We start from the raw sequence: 20,550 nt of genomic DNA, 5'->3' as shown, positions 1-20,550 counted from the left end.
GGCGGCGTTCGCTGTAGAAGAGCCGGAACCCTGACGCGAGAGAACGCTCATGTCCGACGCCCCGCCCGTGGTGCTGCTCTCACACGAGATGCTGGCGATGATGGAGCCGGCCCTGGTCGCCCAGGGCTGGCGCGTAGCCCGCCGTTGGGCGCTCACCGACGAGGAGCGCGGCGCGGTGCGCGCCATCGTCCATGCCGGCGAGATCCCGCTGGAGCCTGAGTTCCTGGCGAGCCTGCCGAGGCTTGGCCTGATCGCCTGCGTCAGCGTCGGCTACGACGGGGTGGACGTGCCCTGGTGCCGGGCGCGGGGCCTGGAGGTCACCCACGCCAAGGGCCTCAACGCCGAGGACGTGGCCGACCATGCGCTGGGCCTGCTGATCGCCTCCTGGCGCAACATCGTCACCGGCGACGCGGTGGTGCGCGGGGGCGGCTGGCGCCACGACAACCGCATGGCGCCGCGCCCGGGCCTGAAGGGCCGCAAGCTGGGCATCGTCGGGCTGGGCTTCATCGGCGAGGCGGTCGCGCGCCGGGCGGAGGCCTTCGGCATGGCGGTCGCCTGGTGGGGGCCCAATCCCAAGCCCGCGCCGTGGCCGCGGGCCGACAGCCTGCTGGCGCTGGCCAGGGACAGCGACATCCTGGTGGTGGCCTCCCGCGCCGACGCCTCGAACTGCGGGCTGATCTCGGCGGAGGTGATCGAGGCGGTCGGCCCCCGCGGCCTGATCGTCAACGTCGCCCGCGGTTCGGTGATCGACGAGGACGCCCTGATCGCCGCCCTCAAGGACGGCCGGCTGGGCCGCGCCGCCCTCGACGTGTTCGTCGAAGAGCCGACCCCGGCCGAGCGCTGGGCGGACGTGCCCGGCGCGGTGCTGACGCCGCACACCGCCGGGGGCACCACGGACTCCATCCCGCGCATGGTGGCGCAGGCGCTCGACAACGTGCGACGGTTCCTGGCCGGCGAGCCGGTGGCGAGCGCGGTGTGACCTCGGTCACGCTTGACATAAACACATAAAGATATCTTTATATGGCCTATGAAGCTCTCGGCGGGCCAGGCTGTGGATGTGTTGCGCGCGGCGGGCGAGCCGACGCGGCTGCGCATCCTGGCGCTGCTGGCCCGCGAGGAGCTGGCGGTCCTCGAGCTTTGCCGCGTGCTCGACCAGAGCCAGCCGCGCGTCTCGCGCCACCTGAAGCTGCTCGCCGAAGCCGGTCTCGTCGAGCGGTTTCCCGACGGCGCCTGGGTCTTCTACCGCCTGACCGGCGCCGGGCAAGCCGGGGAGCTGGTCACCGAGACCCTGGCGCGGATCGATCCCGCCGACCCGGCCCTGCTGCGTGACGCCGAACGGCTGAGCGCGGTGCGCAGCGAGCGCGCCCAGGACGCCGCCGAATACTTCGCCCGCAACGCCGCGCGCTGGGACGAGATCCGCTCGCTCTACGTCTCCGACGCGGCGGTGGAGGCGGCGATCCTCAAGGCCGCCGGGTCGGGGCCGTTCAAGCGGCTGGTGGACCTGGGCTCCGGCACCGGCCGGATGCTGACCCTGCTCGGTCCGCAGGCGGAGGCGGCGCTCGGCCTGGATCTGTCGCAGCAGATGCTGAACATCGCCCGCAACCACGTGGCCGAGGTCGGGCTGGAGCGCTGCGAGCTGCGCCATGGCGACATCTTCGGCACCCGCCTGCCCGACGAGAGCGCCGACCTGGTGGTGGTCCACCAGGTGCTGCACTACCTGGCCGACCCGGCCGCCGCCGTGCGGGAGGCCGCGCGCATCGTGGCGCCCGGCGGACGGCTGATCATCGCCGACTTCGCGCCGCACGGGCTGGAGTTCCTGCGCGAGCAGCACCAGCACCGCCGGCTGGGGTTCGCCGAGCCGGAGATGGGCCGCTGGCTGGCCGAGGCCGGCCTGGCGAAGGTCCGCATCACCTCCCTGCCGCCGGCCCGAAAGCAGGGCCTCACGGTGAAAATCTGGACGGCCGAGCGCGGCCGCGAAGGGCAAAGGACCGCCGCATGACCCCCTCTGACACCGCGCTCGGCCCGATCGCCCGCGCCGGGGTGGGCGGGACCGCGCGTCCCAACGTCTCCTTCGAGTTCTCGCCGCCGAAGACGCCGGAGGCGGAGGAGAGCCTGTGGGAGGCGATCCGCCGGCTGGAGCCCCTGAACCCCTCCTTCGTCTCGGTGACCTATGGCGCCGGCGGCTCCACCCGCGACCGCACGCACCGCACGGTGCTGCGGATGATGAAGGAGACGACGCTGCGACCCGCCGCGCACCTGACCTGCGTCGAGGCCAGCCGCGAGGACGTCGACGAGGTGATCCGCGACTACTGGGCGGCCGGCATCCGCCACATCGTCGCCCTGCGCGGCGACCCGCCCGGCCAGATCGGCGGCGCCTATACGCCGAGGGCCGACGGCTATCGCAACGCCACCGAGCTGACCGCCGGCATCCAGGCGATCGCGCCCTTCGAGGTGAGCGTGGGCCTCTATCCGCACATCCACCCCGAGAGCCCGTCGATCGAGCACGACATCGACGTCCTGAAGGCCAAGATCGACGCCGGGGCGACGCGGGCCATCACCCAGTTCTTCTTCGATATCGACGGCTTCCTGCGGTTCATGGACCGGGTGCGCAAGGCCGGCGTCACCATCCCGATCTCGCCGGGGATCATGCCGGTGACCAACTACAAGGGCCTGAAGAGGATGGCCGGGCCGATCGGCATCTCGCTGCCGGGCTGGCTGGCCAACCTGTTCGACGGCCTGGACAAGGACCCGGAGACGCGGCGGCTGATCGCCGGCTCGGTGGCCACCGAGCTGTGCGCCCGGCTGGCCGAAGAGGGCTTCGCCGACTTCCACTTCTACACCCTGAACCGCGCCGACCTCACCTACGCCATCTGCCGGGTGCTGGGCGTGCGCGAGCCGACACCCGAACCCAAGGAGGCCGCGGCATGACCCGGCAAGAGCGCATTGCGGCCCTGAAGGCCGCGGCCAAGGAACGGATCCTGATCCTCGACGGCGCCTGGGGGGTGATGATCCAGAAGCGCGGCCTGGCCGAGGCCGACTATCGCGGCGACCGGTTCAAGGACCATCCCGTCCAGCTGAAGGGCGACAACGACATCCTGTGCATCACCCGCCCGGACATCATCGGCGAGCTGCACGACGCCTATTTCGCGGCCGGGGCGGACATCTCCGAGACCAACACCTTCAGCGCCACGACCATCGCCCAGGCCGACTACGAGATGCAGGGCGCGGTCTGGGACATCAACTTCGAAGGCGCGCGGCTGGCCCGCGAGGCCGCCGACCGCTGGACGGCGAAGGAGCCGCACAAGCCGCGGTTCGTGGCCGGCTCCATGGGGCCGCTGAACGTCATGCTGTCGATGAGCTCGGACGTGAACGATCCCGGCGCGCGCAAGGTGACCTTCGACCAGGTCTACGAGGCCTACACCGAGCAGGTGAAGGCGCTGCACGAGGGCGGCGTCGACCTGTTCCTGATCGAGACGATCACCGACACCCTGAACTGCAAGGCGGCGATCAAGGCGATCCTCGACCTGCAGGATCAGGGCTACGAGCCGCTGCCGATCTGGATCTCGGGCACCATCACCGACCGCTCGGGCCGTACGCTCTCGGGCCAGACGGTGGAGGCGTTCTGGAACTCCATCCGCCACTGCAAGCCGTTCGCGGTGGGGCTGAACTGCGCCCTGGGCGCCGACCTGATGCGGCCGCACATCGCCGAGCTGGCGCGGATCGCCGACACCCTGGTCTCGGCCTATCCCAACGCCGGCCTGCCCAACGCCATGGGCGAGTACGACGAGACCCCCGACGAGACCGCCCACGAGCTGCACGAGTGGGCTGGGCGCGGGATCGTCAACATCCTGGGCGGCTGCTGCGGCACCACCCCCGACCACATCCGCCACGTGGCCGACGAGGTGCGCGGCCTGAAGCCCCGGCAGATCCCGGAACGCCCGAAGGCCATGCGGCTGGCGGGGCTGGAGCCGTTCGAGCTGGCTTGAGACCTCCGCTTGGCTTCCTTCTCCCCTTGCGGGAGAAGGTGGCCCCGCGGGCGGGGTCGGGTGAGGGGTCGCACGGCTTCTCCGCTACGGCCCATGGCAACCGGAATGATTTGAAAGACCCCTCATCCGTCGTGCTCTCGCACGACACCTTCTCCCACAAGGGGAGAAGGACGAGGATCAGCGAGCGGCTTAGGTAATGCGACCCATCTTCGTAAACATCGGCGAGCGGACGAACGTCACCGGCTCGGCCAAATTCCGCAAGCTGGTGGCGGAGGGCGACTATCCGGCGGCGCTGAGCGTGGCGCGGCAGCAGGTCGACGCCGGGGCTCAAGTGATCGATGTTAATATGGACGAGGGATTATTGGATTCGGTGAGGGCGATGGCGACCTTCCTGAACCTGATCGCCGCCGAGCCGGACATCGCGCGGGTGCCGGTGATGATCGACTCCTCGAAGTGGGAGGTGATCGAGGCGGGGCTGCGGTGCGTGCAGGGCAAGGCGATCGTCAACTCGATCTCGATGAAGGAGGGCGAGGCCAAGTTCATCGAGCAGGCCAAGGCCTGCCTGCGCTATGGCGCGGCGGTCGTCGTCATGGCGTTCGATGAAGTCGGGCAGGCGGATACTGCGGACCGCAAGGTCGAAATCTGCGAGCGGGCCTACAAGATCCTGACCGAACAGGTCGGCTTCCCGCCGGAAGACATCATCTTCGATCCCAACATCTTCGCGGTGGCGACGGGGATCGAGGAGCACGACAACTACGCCGTCGACTTCATCGAGGCGACGCGGCGGATCAAGGACCGGCTGCCTTACGCGCGGATCTCCGGCGGGGTGTCGAACGTCTCGTTCAGCTTCCGCGGCAACGAGCCGGTGCGGCGCGCGATCCACTCGGTGTTCCTCTACCACGCGATCGCCGCGGGCATGGACATGGGCATCGTCAACGCCGGCGACCTGCCGGTCTACGACGACATCCCGGCCGAGCTGCGCGAGGCGGTGGAGGACGTGATCCTCAACCGGCCGCAGCGCGACCCGACCCTGACCAATACCGAGCGGCTGGTGGAGCTGGCGCCCAAGTACAAGGGCGGAAAGAGCGAGGCCAAGGGGCCGGACCTGGCCTGGCGCGAGGCGCCGGTGGCGCAGCGGCTGTCGCACGCCCTGGTCCACGGCCTCACCGACTACATCGAGGCCGACACCGAAGAGGCGCGCCAGCTCGCCGAGCGGCCGCTGCACGTCATCGAAGGCCCGCTGATGGACGGCATGAACGTGGTCGGCGACCTGTTCGGCGCGGGCAAGATGTTCCTGCCGCAGGTGGTGAAGTCGGCCCGGGTGATGAAGCAGGCGGTCAACTACCTCTTGCCGTTCATGGAGAAGGAGAAGGAGGGCAAGCCGCGCGAGATGGCGGGTCGCATCCTGATGGCCACCGTCAAGGGCGACGTCCACGACATCGGCAAGAACATCGTCGGCGTGGTCCTGCAGTGCAACAACTACGAGGTCATCGACCTGGGCGTCATGGTCCCGGCCGACCGCATCCTCGACGAGGCGGAGAAGCAGAAGGTCGACATCGTCGGCCTGTCCGGCCTGATCACCCCCAGCCTCGACGAGATGGCCTTCGTGGCCGGCGAGATGGAGCGGCGGGGCTTCAAGATCCCGCTGCTGATCGGCGGCGCCACGACTTCGAAGACCCACACGGCGGTGAAGATCGCGCCCAAGTACCAGGGCGGCTCGACCACCTATGTGCTCGACGCCAGCCGGGCGGTGGGCGTGGTCTCGGGCCTGCTGTCGCCCACCGAGCGCGACCGGCTGCAGGCCGAGACGGCGGCCGAGTACGTCCGGGTGCGCGAGCAGTTCGCCCGCGGCCAGAACAACCGCGCCCGCGCCACGCTGAAGGAGGCGCGCGACAACGCCTTCACGCCTGACTGGACCACCTACGACCCGCCGAAGCCCGGCTTCCTCGGCACGCGGACCTTCGCCCCCTACGACCTTAGCGAACTGGCCCGCCACATCGACTGGTCGCCGTTCTTCGCCAGCTGGGAGTTGGTCGGCCACTTCCCCCAGATCCTCGAGGACGACGTGGTCGGCGAGGCGGCCCGCGACCTCTATGCGGACGCGCAAGTGATGCTGGCGCGGATCATCCAGCAGGGCGAGCTGGAAGCCCGCGGGGTGGTCGGCTTCTGGCCGGCCAACGCCGACGGCGACGACATCGTTCTGTACACGGACGAAAGCCGCGAGACCGAGCTCACCCGCCTGCACACCCTTCGCCAGCAGATGGCGAAAGGCGAGGGCGGCCGGGCCAATGTGGCGCTGGCCGACTTCGTGGCGCCGGTGGGGACCAAGCCCGACTGGGTGGGTGGATTCGCGGTCACCGCCGGCCACGGCGAGCTGGAGCTGGCGCAGCGCTACCGCGACCTGAGCGACGACTATTCGGCGATCCTGTCGACCGCCCTTGCCGACCGGCTGGCGGAGGCCTTCGCCGAGGCCCTGCACCGCAAGGTGCGGACCGAGCTCTGGGGCTATGCGCCGGACGAGGCCTTCGACCTCGACCTCTTGATCGCCGAGCAGTACCGCGGCATCCGCCCGGCGCCGGGCTATCCCGCTCAGCCCGACCACACCGAGAAGGCGACGCTGTTCAGGCTGCTGGACGCGGAAGCCGCGACCGGCCTGGAGCTCACCGAGAGCTTCGCCATGACGCCGCCGGCGGCGGTCTCCGGCCTCTACTTCGCGCATCCGGAGGCGCACTATTTCGGCGTCGGCCGGATCGAGCGCGACCAGGTGGCCGACTACGCCCGCCGCAAGGGCTGGGACCTGCGGACGGCCGAGCGCTGGCTGGCCCCGATCCTCAACTACGAGCCGGCGTAGGACGGGGCCCTTCTCCCCCTGCGGGAGAAGGTGGCGGCCGAAGGCTGACGGATGAGGGGTCGCGTCGCCTTCGAACGCAAGGGCGCGGCAGCGCAATCAATCTGTCCACGAACCACACGAACCACACGAACGAAGATCCGCCTGGCGGAGCGTCGCCCGCTGCACGGCCCGTTGGTGTGGTTCGTGTGGTTCGTGGACCAATCAGAGCGGCGCTGGCGCGCCAAGGACGCTGACAATTCGGCGCGACCCCTCATCCGTCGGGCTCGCGCCCGACACCTTCTCCCACAGGGGGAGAAGGAGGCGCGGGAAGCGGACGTGGAACCCGTGCTGCGGCTGGTGGATGACCGGGGCGGTTGGCTAGAGTGGCCGCGATGACCGACTTTTCTCCGCTCGATAATCCGATCTGGCACGCGCTGACCTCGGCGCACGGGCGGCTGGCGCGGCGGCGCGGGCTGGCGGCGCGGTATCCGGGCGAGGTGTCGCCGCTGGCGGGGCTGGCCGAGCTGACGGCGCAGGCGTTCGCCGACCTGCGGGCGCTGGTCGAGCCGGGCGAGCGGGTGGCGCTGTTCACCACCGGGCCGATCGAGCCGCCGGGCGGCTGGGAGATCCTGCGGGCGCTGTATATCGACCAGATGGTGTGCGGGACGGCGCCGGCGGTTCCGGCGCATGAGCCGTTCCAGCCGCTGGGGACCGACGACGTGCCCGACATGCTGGCGCTGACCGCCGCCACCGAACCGGGGCCGTTCGGGCCGCGGACGATCGAGATGGGGCGCTACCTCGGGGTGCGGTCGGGCGACGGGCGGCTGGCGGCGATGGCGGGCCAGCGGCTGGCGCTGGACGGCTTCACCGAGATCAGCGCCGTCTGCACCGACCCGTCGTTCCGCGGGCAGGGGCATGCGCGGGCGCTGGTCGCCACCCTGGCGTCGCAGGTGATCGAAGGCGGCAAGCTCGCCTTCCTGCACGTGAAGACCGAGAACGGCGCGAAGGTCGTCTACGGCAAGCTCGGCTTCGAGGTCCGGCGGCCGATCCAGTACACGGTGCTGACGCCGCGGTGAGGGCGCGCCCATCCGAAGGACGGACTTCAATTGCGGCGGACAGACGTTGGGCTGGGTCGCCCGGACGAGCCGGGCGATGACGAGCGTGGTGGTGGATCAGCTCCCCTTCCGGTCATCCCCGCGAAAGCGGGGACCCAGGCTTTTTTGGTGTCCGGTGGGGTTCGGACCAGGGCCATCCTGAGTTTCGGAAAACGGAAAACACCTGGGTCCCCGCTTTCGCGGGGATGACCGGTTACGTCGCCACGGCCGTCACGGCTGCTCGTAGACGATGACCGCGCAGCCGGACTGGCGGGCGCGGGCGAGGGCGGGTTGCAGGTCTTCGGGGACGGCGGCGGGGTCGGTGATCTCGCCGGTGCGCAGGGCGACCGCGTCGACCCAGCCGAGCTGGGCGAGGCCGGCGAAGGCCGTCTGCTCGGCGGCGGCTTCGCTGTCGCCGCGGGCGAACACCAGCAGGTCGTAGCGCAGGCCGTCGGGCTGGGAATTCCGCGGGCCGGCGACGGCCTGCATGGTGACGACGAAGACGCCGGCCGGCTCAAGATCCATGCGTCCTCCTGTCGGCGGGGTTCCGCACGGCGACTCGGCTATGCTGCCAGATCAGGCGGGTGGAGTGCGACCATGGCGAACGACGCGGGCGCAGCCGGTCAGATCGCCGAACGGGTCGGCATGGCCACCAGGCTGTTCGACGACGGCAAGACCGCCGAGGCCGAAACCATCTTCGCCTCCCTGCACGCCGTCACCAAGACCAACGCCGCGGTGAACAGGCACCTGGGCGTGCTGCGGGCCATGCGCGGCGACTACGCCGGCGCCATCCCGTTCCTGGAAGACGCGACGCTGGTGCAAGCCGACGACGCACTGGCCCACAACGTGCTCAGCGTCTGCCGGTTCGAGACCGGCGACCATGAGGCGGCGCTGGCCAGCGCCGATGCGGCCATCGCGCTGCGCCGCGGTTTCGGCGAGGCCTGGAACAGCCGCGGCAACGCCCTCAACCGGCTGGGCCGCAGCGCCGAGGCGCTGGAGGCCTTCAAGGCCGCCAGCCAGGCCCTGCCCGGCGACGCCGAGATCCACGTCAACATCTCCAATGCCCTGCGCGACCTCGGGCGGCAGGCCAATGCGCTGAAGAGCATCGACCGGGCCATCGCGCTTAATCCGCGCATCGCCGAGGCGCACACCAACCGCGGCAACCTGTTGCAGGACCTGGGCGAGCACGCGCGGGCGGTGCGCGCCTACGACACCGCCCTGAAGCTCGATCCCGACTCGGTCGACGCCCACTGGAACCGCAGCCTGTGCAACCTGCTGATGGGGAAGTTCGCCGAGGGCTGGGCGGAGTACGAGTGGCGCTGGAAGCGCTCCAGCCCGGAGACCCGGCCGCGCGCCTGGCCGATGCCGCTGTGGCTGGGCAGGGAGGACCTCTGGGGCCGCACCATCCTGCTGCACGGCGAGCAGGGGCTCGGCGACTGCCTGCAGTTCATCCGCTACGCGCCGACTATCGCGCGGCTGGGGGCGCGGGTGGTGGTGGAGGCCTATGCGCCGCTCACCGAGCTGTTCGCCGGCGTCGAGGGCGCGGCGCAGGTGGTGACGCGCGGCGAGGCCCTGCCGGCCGCCGATTTCCACTGCCCGCTGATGAGCCTGCCGCTGGCGCTGGGGGATGCGGGCGGCGCGCCGGTGGGGTTCGAGCCCTACCTGCGGGCGCCGGCCGCGCGGACGGCGGCCTGGGCGGCGCGGCTCGGTCCGGCGCAGGGCCTGCGGATCGGGCTGGTGTGCAGCGGCAGCGCCACCCACGGCAAGGACAAGGCCCGCAGCCTCTCGCTGGCCGAGGTCGCGGGGCGGCTGGCGCCGGGACCGGCCTACCACCTGCTGCAGAAGGAGGTGAGCGCGGCCGACCGCGCGGTGGTCGCGGCCCGCGACGACCTCACCGCCTGGGACGGCAAAATCGCCGACTTCGCCGACACCGCGGCGCTGACCCAGGCCATGGACCTGGTGATCAGCGTCGACACCAGCGTCGCCCACCTGGCCGGCGCGCTGGGCCGGCCGACCTGGATCCTGGTCGGCTTCGACCCCGACTGGCGCTGGCGGCTGAAGACCATGGACACGGCCTGGTACCCGACCGCGAAGCTCTACCGCCAGCCGGCCCGCGGGGACTGGAGCGGGGCGCTGGAGGCGGTTCGGCGGGACCTGGCGACAGTGGTGGCCGCCGGGCGGTAGGGCCGCGGCCGGTTCGGTGACTCCACCTTGGATGCGGCCAGTTCAGGCCGAATCCCGCAAGGCGCCATAACCCGACCTTGGTCTCCGCGCGGAAATTCGCCGTTCGGCGGACGTGCTGCTCGCACGAATTCGCAGCGAATGCTTCCGCTCCCGCCTGTTGGGCCGTCTTAGGTCTTGTCATGAGCGCGATGGAACGCGCGGGGACAGGGAGGACTCGTTTATGCGTTTGATATCGACGATCTGTTTGAGCGGAGCGCTCACGCTCGGGGTCGCCGCCGCCGCGATGGCTCAGGACACGACGGCGCAGCCGCCTGGGCAGGCTGCGGGTCCCCGCGGAGGTCCTCCGGGCGGTGCGGGCGGCTTCAGGGGCGGCGCGCCAGGAGCCCGACCGGTCCACCCCCCGGCCCCAGGGGGCGCCTACGGCGTGATCAGCGCCGTGTCGCCGAAGGGCTTCACGGTATCGGCGCCTGGTGGTCAGACGGTGGCCGTCGAATTGGCGCCCGGCACGAAATACCTGAAGGGCAAAGCCGCAGCCTCGGCGCGCGCCATCAAGGTCGGCGACAGAGTGCGCGTGCTCGGCCCGGTCGCTTTCGGGTCGGCCATGGCCATCACCGCCACCCAGGTGGTTCTGCAGCCGGTTGACGGGGCCGGAAGTGAGACGTCCATGAAGGTGGCGGAGGCCGTGGTGGCCGTCCTCAAGCCCCTGGCGAACGGCCCGGGTCCGGGCGGCCCGCGTGACGGGGCCCCGGGTCCAGGCGCAGGAGGCGCGGGCCCCCCAGGCGCACGGCCAGGCCTCGATCTGACGCGCCAAGGCCTGCCTGTACCGGCCCGGCATATCGGCAATCTCAACCCCGATTGGGGGGATGCGGCGGATTCCAGGACGACCATCGCCGCGGGCGCGGAGGCCTACAAGGCGACCGAAGTTGGAATGGCCGCCCCCTACAGCGCGGGAGGCATCGTCGACCGTGTCGTGAAGGAGCCCGACGGCACATTCCTGGTCCACAATATCGGCACCAGCTGGCCGCACCACATCTTCGTCAGCGCCGACTTCAAGCTTATCGGCGCAGCCAATTAGCCGCCGCGGAATCGCGCTGCTCGGCAACGGGTCAGCGCGATTCCGCGACGCGTTAGCGGTCCTTCCCGTTCCGCGGGGTCGTGGCGACCCCGGTCACCTGAAGGCGGCGGGCCTGGCGGGGCCGCACCAGGGGCGCTGGAAGGCGTTCTCGTGCAGAAACTGCGTGGCTACTGCTTCTTGCCGGTTTCGCTGTCGAAGACCGTGGCCTGGATCGAGCCCTGGTAGGAGAACGTGCGCGACTGGGCCGCGTCCACGCCGCTGGTCCACGACATGGCCATCCCCGCGGCGTAGGTGCTGGTGGTCGCGGTGCCGATGGCGATGGAGTCGTAACGCTGGCCGATCCGGCTCGCATCCACCGTCACCAGGGTGTAGCGCTCTCCGTCGCGCGGTGTGAACTGCACGGAATAGACCGGCCCGCGGAAGTAGTAGTCGGCGGCATGGAACGTGCGGACCACCCGACCCAGCCGGTCCAGCAGCGCGACGTCCGGCGGCACGATGCGCGCCGCCTCCAGCACCCCGCCGACGATGAGGGTCTTGTCGTGGATATCGGCCGGGAGGGCATAGAGAACATAGGGCGTGGGGCCGCCCGGCCCGCTGAGGCACGGGGTGTCGGCAGTCACCGGAGTGATGACGGTGTGCACCGCCTTCTCCTTGTCCGGGGTCAGGCCGACGGCGCCGGCGAGATCCGGCGCGGCGACGCAGTTCGCACGCGTGAAAGCGGTCACCGGCGGCGGCGGCGGCCTGGGCGTGGCGCAACCGGCCAGGAGGCTCGCCGCGACGACGGCGGCGAGCGCGCGGGGGCGGATCGGGGTCATGGCCGGCGCTAGCTCAGGAGTTGGGCGACGGTGTCGGCGACCTGGTTGAGGGCCCCCTCGATTCCGGCGGCCAGCCGCTTCGGATCCTCCAGCAGCGCCGCGCGGTTCTTGAAGGCGTACTGTGGGTCGGGCGTCAGGGTGATCACCCCCTGCGCGGCTCCCATGGCGTTGTAGACGATGCGGTTCTCCATCAGCACCTTCTTGGTGTCGCGAGCGCTGACCAGGCGGACATTGGCGAACACCGTCGGCCGGAACGGCTGGCCGGCGCCCGCCGACAGGTAGCCGAAGTTGACCACCGTGAGGTCGAGGTAGGCGTCCGCGCCCGCCGCGCCGGGATACGTCACCAGGAACTCGCGCTTGGCGTTGTGCGGGCCGTTCGCCAGTTTCTGCACCGTGTAGCCCTCCGCCGTGAGGCGCGAGACCAGGCGCTGCTCCACGCGGCTCTCGGCTTCGAAGCCGCTCCCGGCCAGCGCCTCGTTCACGGCGTTGGTTCGGCTCGACTGGATCCCGGCGTCGACCAAGGCGCCGATCAGGCCAAAGTTCGAGCCCACCGACGCGACCTCGTAGGCGCTCGCCTTGTCGGGAACGGAGTCCGCCACCACCGCGATCGAGTGCACGCCTGCAGAGGCGCGATCGTAGGGCTTGCCCACATAGGCCGACGCGCACGCGCTCAGACACAGGGCCCCGGTCAGGGCCGCCACCAGTCGAATCATCGTTTCCATCCCACCAGGTTCAGCCGGACTTGGACGCCGGCGTTCAGGGCCCAACGCCGAAGCTTGTCCACGGTTCCGCTTCGGCCGCCGGGATTGGCGTCCGGGGGATGTCGGGGGTCTGGCGGGGCGTGGCGGGGAGAGGGAAAAAGCCTGGGTCCCCGCGTTCGCGGGGATGAGCGGGGTGGGGCGTTATGCGCCTGGCTTGTTCTTCACCACGGCCGCTGGAAGGCGTCCTCGTGCAGCCAGTGGATCTGCGACACCACGCTGTCCAGGCGCGCTTCGTGCGCGGCCCGCTCCGCGGGGGTGATCGCGTGGCGTCCGCTGATCATTTTCAGGTGGTCGCGGAGGCCGGCCACCTCCTGATACACGCGCTCGGCCTCGGCGCCGTCGATGTCGTTCTCCTCCTGGGCCCGGTGGAGGCGGCCGACCAGCCAGTCCTCGCGCACTTCCAGGGTCCAGGCGCCCGGGGCGGCGGCCGCGGCGGCTGCGGGCGGAGCGGGCCGGGCGTGGTCCTGGCCCCAGGCCGCCGCCGGCAGCGCCAGGAGGGAGGCGGCTGCGGCCGCCAGCAGGGTCGATCTCGTCATCGGGTGGGCTTTCGGTTGGCGCACGTCGGTGGGCGGCTGCGACCGTCACGGCGCGCGCTGCGCCGTGACGGTCGCCATTCCGCGGCGGCTACTGGGCGCCGATGAACTTGAAGTTCTTGTCGACGAAGAGGTGGTGCGGCCAGCGGACGCCCACGTTGTGGACCTCGTATTCGCCGGTCTTCAGCTTCACGACCCGGTTGACGACGCCGCCGGTGTAGGCGGCCAAGGCTGCCTGGATCGCCTTGCTCGCCTCGGGTCCGCTGATGATCGTGCCCTCGCCCTGGACGTAATTGGCCGGAACCTTGCCGACCTCCTTCGCCACCGGCGCGACGCCTTGCTGGAAGGGGACCCCGTCCGTCGAGGACGTCGCCGTCCCGCCCCCGGCCGGTTGCAGGATGATCTCGGTCGCCTTGACGGTCGAGCCGGAGTTGCCCCGGCCGACGGTGGCCAGGCCGATCGCGACGACGCGCTGGCCTTCCTTGACGGCGCTCGCCGAGCTGGCGGCCTTGCCCTTCCGGTAGGTGGTGGCGGATGAGGTTTCGACGGTCGCCTGATGACCCGGCGACAGGGTGACGACGAAGCCCGACGCGGACACGCTGTCGACCGTGCCGACGACGCCGCCGATGGACGGCGGGGCGCGCTCGCCCATCTGACCGCCCGGAGGACCGCCGGGGCGCCCGCGCGGACCCGGACCCGGTTGGGCTTGTCCGGCCGGCGGCTGCGGCGCCGCGTCCTGGGCCACGGCGGCCGCGGCCGCGCCGAGCGCGACCATGCCGCTGATCAGGATGGTGGACATCAATTTCATAGGGTTCCTCCCCGGGGTTGCGGGCGCCTCTGTCTCGAGGCTGCCGATTAGCATCGAACCCATAGCCGCCTATTCTTGGAAGAGAATTGCACCGCGGTAACAACAAATCGAAAGAACCGTATGCAGGTCTACTAGAATTAGGAGATTCCGGTCTTGCCGGGGTTACCAAGATCAGTCCCATCGGCGCCATCTATGCGCTATGTCGCGGCGAAATGTGTCGAATTGTATTGGCAAAGCAGGGCGCTGCATTTCCGAACTCTCAAAGCGCGGATGGCGGTCCTGGCTGTGGTCACCGGCGCCGCGCAAGCGGGCAGTCGGCTCACACGGATGTAAGGACCGCGCGCGGGGGTTTGACAGGCCCGGATCGGAGTTTCATCGGCACTATCGAGGCGACAAGAGTTGGCGGGCGACGGTGGCCAGGCCCTCGCGGCCATGGCCGGATGGCGGCGGCCTCTCGCCGCCGCCGGCAGGGGGCAATTGTGTTCTGTTTGTCATACCTCGGCCGCTTTTCTCCGTCTCTACGAGGCCCAGGACGGGCGATGATTCTCCCTCCCGGGAGACCATCTGGGAGGTCGGGCGTGTGGATTCGCGGGGATAGAAGGCTGCGTCGCAGGGCGGCGGCCTTGGGAAGCGTCGCGGCCCTGGGCCTGCTCGCCGCCTGCGGGGCCAAGCCGAGCGGGCAAAAAGGCGGCGCAAATGCGGCGGTGACGGTGGGCTATGTGGTGGTCCAGCCCACGCGGATCCCCATGACCAACGAGCTGTCGGGGCGGGTCGGGGCCTATCAGAGCTCCGACGTCCGGCCGCAGGTGTCCGGCCTGATCGAGAAGCGGCTGTTCGTCGAAGGCTCGCGGGTCACCCGCGGCCAGCCGCTCTACGAGATCGATCCCAGCCTCTACCGGGCCGCGGTGAACCAGGCCCAGGCCAACGTGCAGAGCGCGCAGGCCAACCTGGCGGCCGCCCAGGCGCTGGCCGACCGCTACCGGCCGCTGGCGGCGATCGAGGCGGTGAGCCAGCAGGACTACGCCAACGCCGCGGCCGCCGCCGGCCAGGCCAAGGCCGCCGTGGCCCAGACCCAGGCGGCGCTGGACACCGCGCGCATCAACCTGAAGTTCACCACCGTGCCGGCCCCGATCAGCGGCCAGATCGGCCGCTCGCTCTATACGGTGGGGGCGCTGGTGACGACCAGCCAGGCCAATCCGCTGGCCACCATCCAGCAGCTCGACCCGATGTTCGTCGACCTCCAGCAGTCCAGCGGCGAGCTCCTGGCCCTGCGACGGTCCCTGGCCTCCGGGGGGCTGTCGCCGGGCAGCGCGGCGGTGCGCCTGACGCTCGAGGACGGCAGCGCCTACGACCAGGTGGGGACGGTCGAATTCTCCGAGGCGGTCGTCGACCCGAGCACCGGCACGGTGACCCTGCGCGCGCGGATCGCCAACCCGCGCGGCGTGCTGCTGCCGGGCATGTTCGTCCGCGCCAGCTTCGTGCAGTCGGTGGACGCGGCGGCCTTCCTGGTGCCGCAGCCGGCGGTGTCGCGCGACCCCAAGGGCCAGGCCACCGTCTATCTCGTCGGCCCGGGCGACAAGGCCGTGCAGCGCACGGTGACGGCCAGCCGCACCCAGGGCGCGTTCTGGGTGGTCACCCAGGGGCTGGGTCCGGGCGACAAGGTCATCACCCAGGGCCTGGCCAACGTGCTGCCGAACAAGCCGCTGCGGCCGGTTCCGGCCAGCGCGCCGGAGCGCATCCAGCCGCCGTCCGGCCATGGCCACGGCGCGCCGGGCAAGGGCCCCGCCGCAGGAGGCGGGTGACCGGGCATGTTCTCCGGCATCTTCATCAAGCGCCCCATCTTCGCGTGGGTGATCGCGATCATCATCATGCTGGCCGGCGCGGGGGCCATCATGGGGCTTCCGGTCGCGCAGTATCCCGATATCGCGCCGCCCCAGGTCTCGATCCAGGCGACCTATCCCGGCGCCTCGGCCTCGACGATCCAGAACAGCGTCACCCAGATCATCGAGCAGTCGCTGACCGGGATCGACGGCATGCTCTATTTCAGCTCCTCGTCCAGCTCCCGCGGGCAGGTGACGATCACCGCGACCTTCGCCAAGGGCGTCAACCCGGACATCGCCCAGGTCCAGGTGCAGAACCAGGTCGCGCAGACCGTGTCGCGGCTTCCCGCCCAGGTGCAGCAGCAGGGGCTGGTGGTCCGCAAGTCCAACCCCGACAACCTGCTGATCATCACGGTCTATGACGAGACCGACCGGATGACCAACCGGGACGTCTCCGACTATCTGGTGGCCAACCTGCAGGACCCGATCTCGCGGCTGCAGGGGGTCGGGAACACCAACGTCTTCGGCGCGCAGTACGCCATGCGCATCTGGCTCAATCCCGACAAGCTCGCCAGCTACCAGCTGATGCCGAGCGACGTAGTCACGGCGATCCAGAACCAGAACGCCGAGGTCGCCGCCGGCGAACTGGGCGCGCAGCCGCAGCCCGCCACCCAGATGCTCGACGCCACGGTCACAGCCCAATCGCAGCTGCAGACCCCCGAGCAGTTCGCCAAGATCGTCGTGAAGGGCCAGCCCGGCGGCGGGGCCGTGCTGCTGTCGGACGTGGCGCGGGTGGAGCTCGGCTCGGAGAACTACAACACCAGCAGCCGGGTCAACCGGCATCCGGGCGCCGGCCTGGCGATCCTGCTGGCGCCCGGCGCCGACGCGCTGAAGACCGCCACCCTGGTCAAGGCCCGGGTCGCGGAGCTGTCGGGCGTCCTGCCGCCGGGGCTGAAGGTCGCCTACGCCAACGACACCACCAACTTCATCAAGCTGTCGATCAGCGAAGTGGTGAAGACCCTGCTCGAGGCCATCGTGCTGGTGGTCGTGGTGATGTTCGTGTTCCTGCAGAGCTGGCGCGCGACCCTGGTGCCGGCGATCGCGGTGCCGGTCGTCCTGCTCGGGACCTTCGGCGTGCTCTATCTCGCCGGCTTCTCGATCAACACCATGACCCTGTTCGGCCTGGTCCTGTCGATCGGCCTGCTGGTCGACGACGCCATCGTCGTGGTCGAGAACGTCGAGCGGCTGATGGAGGAGAATCCGGAGCTCACGCCCCGCGAGGCGACCATCGCCTCGATGAGGGAGATCACCATGGCCCTGGTGGCCATCGCGATCGTGCTGTCGGCGGTGTTCCTCCCGATGGCCTTCTTCGGCGGATCGACGGGCGTCATCTACCGGCAGTTCTCCCTGACCATCATCTCGGCCATGGCCCTGTCGGCCTTCGTCGCCCTGACCCTCAGCCCGGCGCTCACCGCCAACCTGCTCAAGCAGAAGCGGGCGGCGCACGAGGTCCACGAGAGCTGGCTCGGCCGCCGGCTTCCGGCCGTGGCCAGCGCCCTCCACGCCGCGGCGAGCCGGTTCAACCGCGACTTCGAGCGCATGGCCGACAACTACCGGCGGGGGGTGCGCTGGATCCTCGGGCGCAAGGGCGTCTTCGTGCTGATCTACGGCGGCGTGGTGGTGCTGCTCGCGGTGCTGTTCCTGCGGCTCCCGACAGGGTTCCTGCCGACCGAGGACCAGGGCGCGCTCTCCCTGCAGTTCCAGCTGCCCGCCGGCGCGATCCAGTCCCGGACCATCGAGGTCCAGCGCCAGATCGAGACCTACTTCCACGATCACGAAGGCAAGAACATCGTCACCATGTTCACGGTGACGGGCGGCGGCGGCACCACCGGCGGCCAGAACACCGGCCAGGGCTTCCTCAACCTCGTCGACTGGTCGCAACGCAAGGGCGCGGCCAACAGCGCCGACGGCATCGTCGCCCGCGCCTCGGCCGCGTTCAAGAACATCCGCGACGCCCGCGTCTTCGTCCTGTCGCCCGCGTCCATCCGCGGCCTGGGCAACTCGAGCGGCTTCACGCTTGAACTGCAGAACGCCAGCGGCATGTCGCAGGCCGATTTCGGCGCCGCGCGCGACAAGCTGCTGGCGCTGGCGCGGCAGGACCCGGCGCTGGCCTCGGTGCGGCTCACCGAGCTGCCGGACATCGCCACCCTCAAGGTCACCACCGACGCCCGCAAGCTGGCGGCGCTGGGGGTGAGCCAGAGCGACGTCAATGCGACGCTCTCCACCGCCTGGGGCGGCCGCTATGTGAACGACTTCCTCGACCGCGGCCGGGTCAAGCGGGTCTATGTCCAGGGCGATGCGCCGTACCGCGCCCAGCCGTCGAACCTCGACGAATGGTATGTGCGCGGGTCCAGCGGCCAGATGGCGCCGTTCTCGTCGTTCGCCACGAGCTCCTGGTCGGTGGCGCCGACCACGCTCTCGCGGTTCAACGGAATTCCCTCCTATGAATTCCAGGGCACGCCTGGGCCCGGCGGCAGTTCCGGCCAGGCCATGGCGGAGATCCAGCGGCTGGCGAGCCAGATCCCCGGCACCACCTTCGCCTGGTCCGGCCTGTCCTTCCAGGAGCGGCTGTCATCCGGCCAGGCGCCGATCCTCTACGCCCTGTCGCTGCTGGTGGTGTTCCTCTGCCTGGCGGCGCTCTACGAAAGCTGGTCGATCCCGCTCGCCGTCCTGCTGGTGGTGCCGCTCGGCCTGGTCGGCGCGGTCCTGGCGGTGACGCTCCGCGGCCTGATCAACGACGTCTACCTGCAGATCGGCCTGCTCACGACCATGGGGCTGGCGGCCAAGAACGCCATCCTGATCGTCGAGTTCGCCGAGCAGGCCGAGCGTCGCGGCAGGCCGGTTCTCGAGGCCGCGATCGAGGCCGCGCGGATCCGTCTTCGGCCCATCCTGATGACCAGCCTGGCCTTCGTCTTCGGGGTCCTGCCGCTGGCCGTCTCGACCGGCGCCGGCGCCAACAGCCGCATCGCCATCGGCACGGCGGTGATCGGCGGCATGCTGACGGCGACGGTTCTGGCGGTCTTCTACGTCCCGCTGTTCTTCGTCCTGGTGCGTCAGGGCCTGCGCGGCGGCCTGAGGACGCTGAGGGGCGGACACGAGGCGCCGCCATCCGAGCCGCCGCCGTCGCCGGAGCCGGCATGATGCGCGGCCTCACCGTCGCCCTGGCGGCCTGCCTCGCCGGCTGTTCGCTGCAGCCCCGCTATGTGCCGCCGGCGCTGCCGATTCCGGCTTCCTGGCCGGTGGGCGATCCCTATCTGCGGCAGAGCGAGGCCGCCCTGCCCACGGTCAGCTATCGCCAGGTCTTCGCCGACCCGCGACTGCAGACGCTGATCGGCCAGGCCCTGGTCAACAACCGCGACCTGCGGGTGGCGGCCGCCAACATCCTGGCGGCCCGGGCGCAGTACCGCATCCAGCGCGCCCAGCGGCTGCCGCAGGTCGACGCCAGCGGGCGCTACGCCCACACCGGGGGAAACGGCGCGTCCAGCGGGTCCGGGTCATCGGCATCGTCGCACGACAACTACACGGTCGACGTCGGCGTCACCGCCTTCGAGCTCGACCTGTTCGGCCGGGTCCGCTCGCTGAGCGACGCGGCCCTGAACCGCTATTTCGCCACCGAGGCCGCCGGGCGCGCCACGCGCCTGACCCTGATCGCCGACGTCGCCGAGGCCTGGCTGACCTATGCCACCGACGCCAGCCTGCTGCAGATCGCCCGCGACACCGCCGTCAGCGCCGACAGCAGCGTGCGCCTGACCGCCGCCCGCCTGAAGGGCGGGGTCGCGCCGCGCACCGACCTGCGCCAGGCGCAGACGGTGCTGGCCACCGCCCAGGCCGACATCGCCTCCCTGCGCACGGCGGTGGCACAGGATCAAAACGCCCTGCAGCTGCTGCTCGGGGCGCCGGTCGACCCGGCCCTCCTGCCGGCGTCCATCGAGGACGCGAGCAAGGGGCTGACGACCTTGCCGGTGGGGTTGTCGTCCACGGTGCTGCTGCGCCGGCCCGACGTGGTCCAGGCCGAGTACCTGCTTCGCGCCTCGAACGCCGAGATCGGCGCCGCGCGGGCGGCGCTGTTTCCGACGATCTCGCTGACCGGCGCCTTGGGCTACGCCAGCACTTCGCTGTCGTCGCTCTTCACCGGCGGGGCGTTCAGCTATTCCGTCGCGCCGAGCGTCAGCTTCCCGATCTTCCGGGGCGGCGCGGGGATCGCCGGCGTCGCCTATTCGCGGGCGCAGCGGGACGCCGCCCTGGCGGCCTACGAGAAGGCGGTCCAGGCCGGGTTCACGGAGACCGCCAATGCGCTGGCCCGGCAGGGGACCATCGCCGACGAACTCGCCGCCCGGCAGACCGAACTGGTCGCCGCCGACGACACCTTCCACCTGACCGACGCCCGCTACCGCGGCGGCGCCGACACCTTCCTCAACAGCCTCCTGGCGCAGCGCGCGCTCTACGCCGCGCAACAGTCCCGCGTCGCAACCCAGCTGTCGGCCGCGGTCAATCGCGTCGAGCTCTATCGGGCGATCGGCGGCGACGACACCGCGGAACCTGGACGCACCCCTTAGGACCAGCGGGCGTCCACAGGAGAAGGGC

At 70.6% G+C, this 20,550-nt stretch carries 16 protein-coding genes; 11 read left to right on the top strand and 5 right to left on the bottom strand.

The window, feature by feature from the left end:
- Window positions 1-49 precede the first annotated feature (49 nt).
- The 6 genes from DJ021_RS02455 to DJ021_RS19060 all read left to right on the top strand — a co-directional run bounded on the left by DJ021_RS02455 (window position 50) and on the right by DJ021_RS19060 (window position 7,892).
- On the top strand, window positions 50-979 hold the full coding sequence (locus tag DJ021_RS02455; RefSeq protein WP_111456035.1) for a 2-hydroxyacid dehydrogenase: 930 nt from the start codon (window positions 50-52) through the stop codon (window positions 977-979).
- A 48-nt stretch (window positions 980-1,027) separates the two neighbouring features.
- Window positions 1,028-1,999, top strand: a complete 972-nt coding sequence (locus tag DJ021_RS02450; RefSeq protein WP_111456034.1) for an ArsR/SmtB family transcription factor — start codon at window positions 1,028-1,030, stop codon at window positions 1,997-1,999.
- On the top strand, window positions 1,996-2,928 hold the full coding sequence (gene metF, locus DJ021_RS02445) for a methylenetetrahydrofolate reductase [NAD(P)H] (protein WP_111456033.1): 933 nt from the start codon (window positions 1,996-1,998) through the stop codon (window positions 2,926-2,928). Before DJ021_RS02450 ends, metF begins: the two co-directional genes overlap by 4 nt.
- Window positions 2,925-3,986 carry a homocysteine S-methyltransferase family protein gene (locus tag DJ021_RS02440; RefSeq protein ID WP_111456032.1) on the top strand — a complete coding sequence of 354 codons (1,062 nt, stop codon included), beginning with the start codon at window positions 2,925-2,927 and terminating at the stop codon, window positions 3,984-3,986. Before metF ends, DJ021_RS02440 begins: the two co-directional genes overlap by 4 nt.
- A gap of 196 nt (window positions 3,987-4,182) precedes the next feature.
- The gene (gene metH, locus DJ021_RS02435) at window positions 4,183-6,837 is read left to right on the top strand and encodes a methionine synthase (protein WP_111456031.1); all 2,655 of its coding nucleotides are present in this window, start codon (window positions 4,183-4,185) and stop codon (window positions 6,835-6,837) included.
- A 371-nt stretch (window positions 6,838-7,208) separates the two neighbouring features.
- Window positions 7,209-7,892: a GNAT family N-acetyltransferase gene (locus DJ021_RS19060; RefSeq protein WP_207801752.1), complete on the top strand. Its 684-nt coding sequence runs from the start codon at window positions 7,209-7,211 to the stop codon at window positions 7,890-7,892.
- Window positions 7,893-8,141: 249 nt separating this feature from the next.
- On the opposite strand, the gene DJ021_RS02425 is transcribed toward DJ021_RS19060, so the two are convergent.
- Window positions 8,142-8,435, bottom strand: a complete 294-nt coding sequence (locus tag DJ021_RS02425; RefSeq protein ID WP_111456030.1) for a hypothetical protein — start codon at window positions 8,433-8,435, stop codon at window positions 8,142-8,144.
- A 72-nt stretch (window positions 8,436-8,507) separates the two neighbouring features.
- Between DJ021_RS02425 and DJ021_RS02420 the strand changes: the two genes are divergently transcribed.
- Both DJ021_RS02420 and DJ021_RS18625 read left to right on the top strand, forming a co-directional pair.
- Entirely contained in the window at window positions 8,508-10,094 is a 1,587-nt protein-coding gene (locus DJ021_RS02420) for a tetratricopeptide repeat protein (RefSeq protein ID WP_111456029.1), read from the top strand.
- Window positions 10,095-10,518: 424 nt separating this feature from the next.
- Entirely contained in the window at window positions 10,519-11,169 is a 651-nt protein-coding gene (locus DJ021_RS18625; RefSeq protein ID WP_133254922.1) for a DUF5666 domain-containing protein, read from the top strand.
- Between the two features lie 167 nt (window positions 11,170-11,336).
- Here DJ021_RS18625 and DJ021_RS02410 read toward each other — a convergent pair whose 3' ends face one another.
- From DJ021_RS02410 to DJ021_RS02395, 4 genes are all read right to left on the bottom strand, one after another.
- The gene (locus tag DJ021_RS02410) at window positions 11,337-11,984 is read right to left on the bottom strand and encodes a hypothetical protein (protein WP_111456027.1); all 648 of its coding nucleotides are present in this window, start codon (window positions 11,982-11,984) and stop codon (window positions 11,337-11,339) included.
- Between the two features lie 8 nt (window positions 11,985-11,992).
- A complete protein-coding gene (locus DJ021_RS02405) occupies window positions 11,993-12,697 on the bottom strand; it encodes a hypothetical protein (RefSeq protein ID WP_133254921.1) in 705 nt (234 codons plus the stop codon).
- 209 nt (window positions 12,698-12,906) lie between these two features.
- Window positions 12,907-13,281, bottom strand: coding sequence for a hypothetical protein (locus DJ021_RS02400; RefSeq protein WP_111456025.1), 375 nt, complete (start codon window positions 13,279-13,281; stop codon window positions 12,907-12,909).
- Between the two features lie 88 nt (window positions 13,282-13,369).
- A complete protein-coding gene (locus DJ021_RS02395) occupies window positions 13,370-14,086 on the bottom strand; it encodes a hypothetical protein (RefSeq protein ID WP_111456024.1) in 717 nt (238 codons plus the stop codon).
- Window positions 14,087-14,709: 623 nt separating this feature from the next.
- Between DJ021_RS02395 and DJ021_RS02390 the strand changes: the two genes are divergently transcribed.
- From DJ021_RS02390 to DJ021_RS02380, 3 genes are read left to right on the top strand one after another with little or no spacing between them, the layout of a single operon-like run.
- Window positions 14,710-15,888: an efflux RND transporter periplasmic adaptor subunit gene (locus DJ021_RS02390; protein ID WP_243625883.1), complete on the top strand. Its 1,179-nt coding sequence runs from the start codon at window positions 14,710-14,712 to the stop codon at window positions 15,886-15,888.
- A 6-nt stretch (window positions 15,889-15,894) separates the two neighbouring features.
- Window positions 15,895-19,107 (top strand): multidrug efflux RND transporter permease subunit, encoded by a 3,213-nt coding sequence (locus DJ021_RS02385; RefSeq protein ID WP_111456022.1) that lies wholly within the window; start codon window positions 15,895-15,897, stop codon window positions 19,105-19,107.
- Window positions 19,104-20,522: an efflux transporter outer membrane subunit gene (locus DJ021_RS02380; protein WP_111456021.1), complete on the top strand. Its 1,419-nt coding sequence runs from the start codon at window positions 19,104-19,106 to the stop codon at window positions 20,520-20,522. Before DJ021_RS02385 ends, DJ021_RS02380 begins: the two co-directional genes overlap by 4 nt.
- Window positions 20,523-20,550: the final 28 nt, after the last annotated feature.

It is taken from the genome of Phenylobacterium hankyongense (assembly GCF_003254505.1).
In the GTDB taxonomy this organism is placed as follows: domain Bacteria; phylum Pseudomonadota; class Alphaproteobacteria; order Caulobacterales; family Caulobacteraceae; genus Phenylobacterium; species Phenylobacterium hankyongense.
This window is presented reverse-complemented; position numbering and strand designations above follow the sequence as displayed.

What these genes read in the sequence shown, in the direction of transcription:
- DJ021_RS02455 (WP_111456035.1), top strand. Translation starts at nt 50, where the DNA reads ATGTCCGACGCCCCGCCCGTGGTGCTGCTCTCACACGAGATGCTGGCG.
- DJ021_RS02450 (WP_111456034.1), top strand. Translation starts at nt 1,028, where the DNA reads ATGAAGCTCTCGGCGGGCCAGGCTGTGGATGTGTTGCGCGCGGCGGGC.
- metF (WP_111456033.1), top strand. Translation starts at nt 1,996, where the DNA reads ATGACCCCCTCTGACACCGCGCTCGGCCCGATCGCCCGCGCCGGGGTG.
- DJ021_RS02440 (WP_111456032.1), top strand. Translation starts at nt 2,925, where the DNA reads ATGACCCGGCAAGAGCGCATTGCGGCCCTGAAGGCCGCGGCCAAGGAA.
- metH (WP_111456031.1), top strand. Translation starts at nt 4,183, where the DNA reads ATGCGACCCATCTTCGTAAACATCGGCGAGCGGACGAACGTCACCGGC.
- DJ021_RS19060 (WP_207801752.1), top strand. Translation starts at nt 7,209, where the DNA reads ATGACCGACTTTTCTCCGCTCGATAATCCGATCTGGCACGCGCTGACC.
- DJ021_RS02425 (WP_111456030.1), bottom strand. Translation starts at nt 8,435, where the DNA reads ATGGATCTTGAGCCGGCCGGCGTCTTCGTCGTCACCATGCAGGCCGTC.
- DJ021_RS02420 (WP_111456029.1), top strand. Translation starts at nt 8,508, where the DNA reads ATGGCGAACGACGCGGGCGCAGCCGGTCAGATCGCCGAACGGGTCGGC.
- DJ021_RS02410 (WP_111456027.1), bottom strand. Translation starts at nt 11,984, where the DNA reads ATGACCCCGATCCGCCCCCGCGCGCTCGCCGCCGTCGTCGCGGCGAGC.
- DJ021_RS02405 (WP_133254921.1), bottom strand. Translation starts at nt 12,697, where the DNA reads ATGATTCGACTGGTGGCGGCCCTGACCGGGGCCCTGTGTCTGAGCGCG.
- DJ021_RS02400 (WP_111456025.1), bottom strand. Translation starts at nt 13,281, where the DNA reads ATGACGAGATCGACCCTGCTGGCGGCCGCAGCCGCCTCCCTCCTGGCG.
- DJ021_RS02395 (WP_111456024.1), bottom strand. Translation starts at nt 14,086, where the DNA reads ATGAAATTGATGTCCACCATCCTGATCAGCGGCATGGTCGCGCTCGGC.
- DJ021_RS02385 (WP_111456022.1), top strand. Translation starts at nt 15,895, where the DNA reads ATGTTCTCCGGCATCTTCATCAAGCGCCCCATCTTCGCGTGGGTGATC.
- DJ021_RS02380 (WP_111456021.1), top strand. Translation starts at nt 19,104, where the DNA reads ATGATGCGCGGCCTCACCGTCGCCCTGGCGGCCTGCCTCGCCGGCTGT.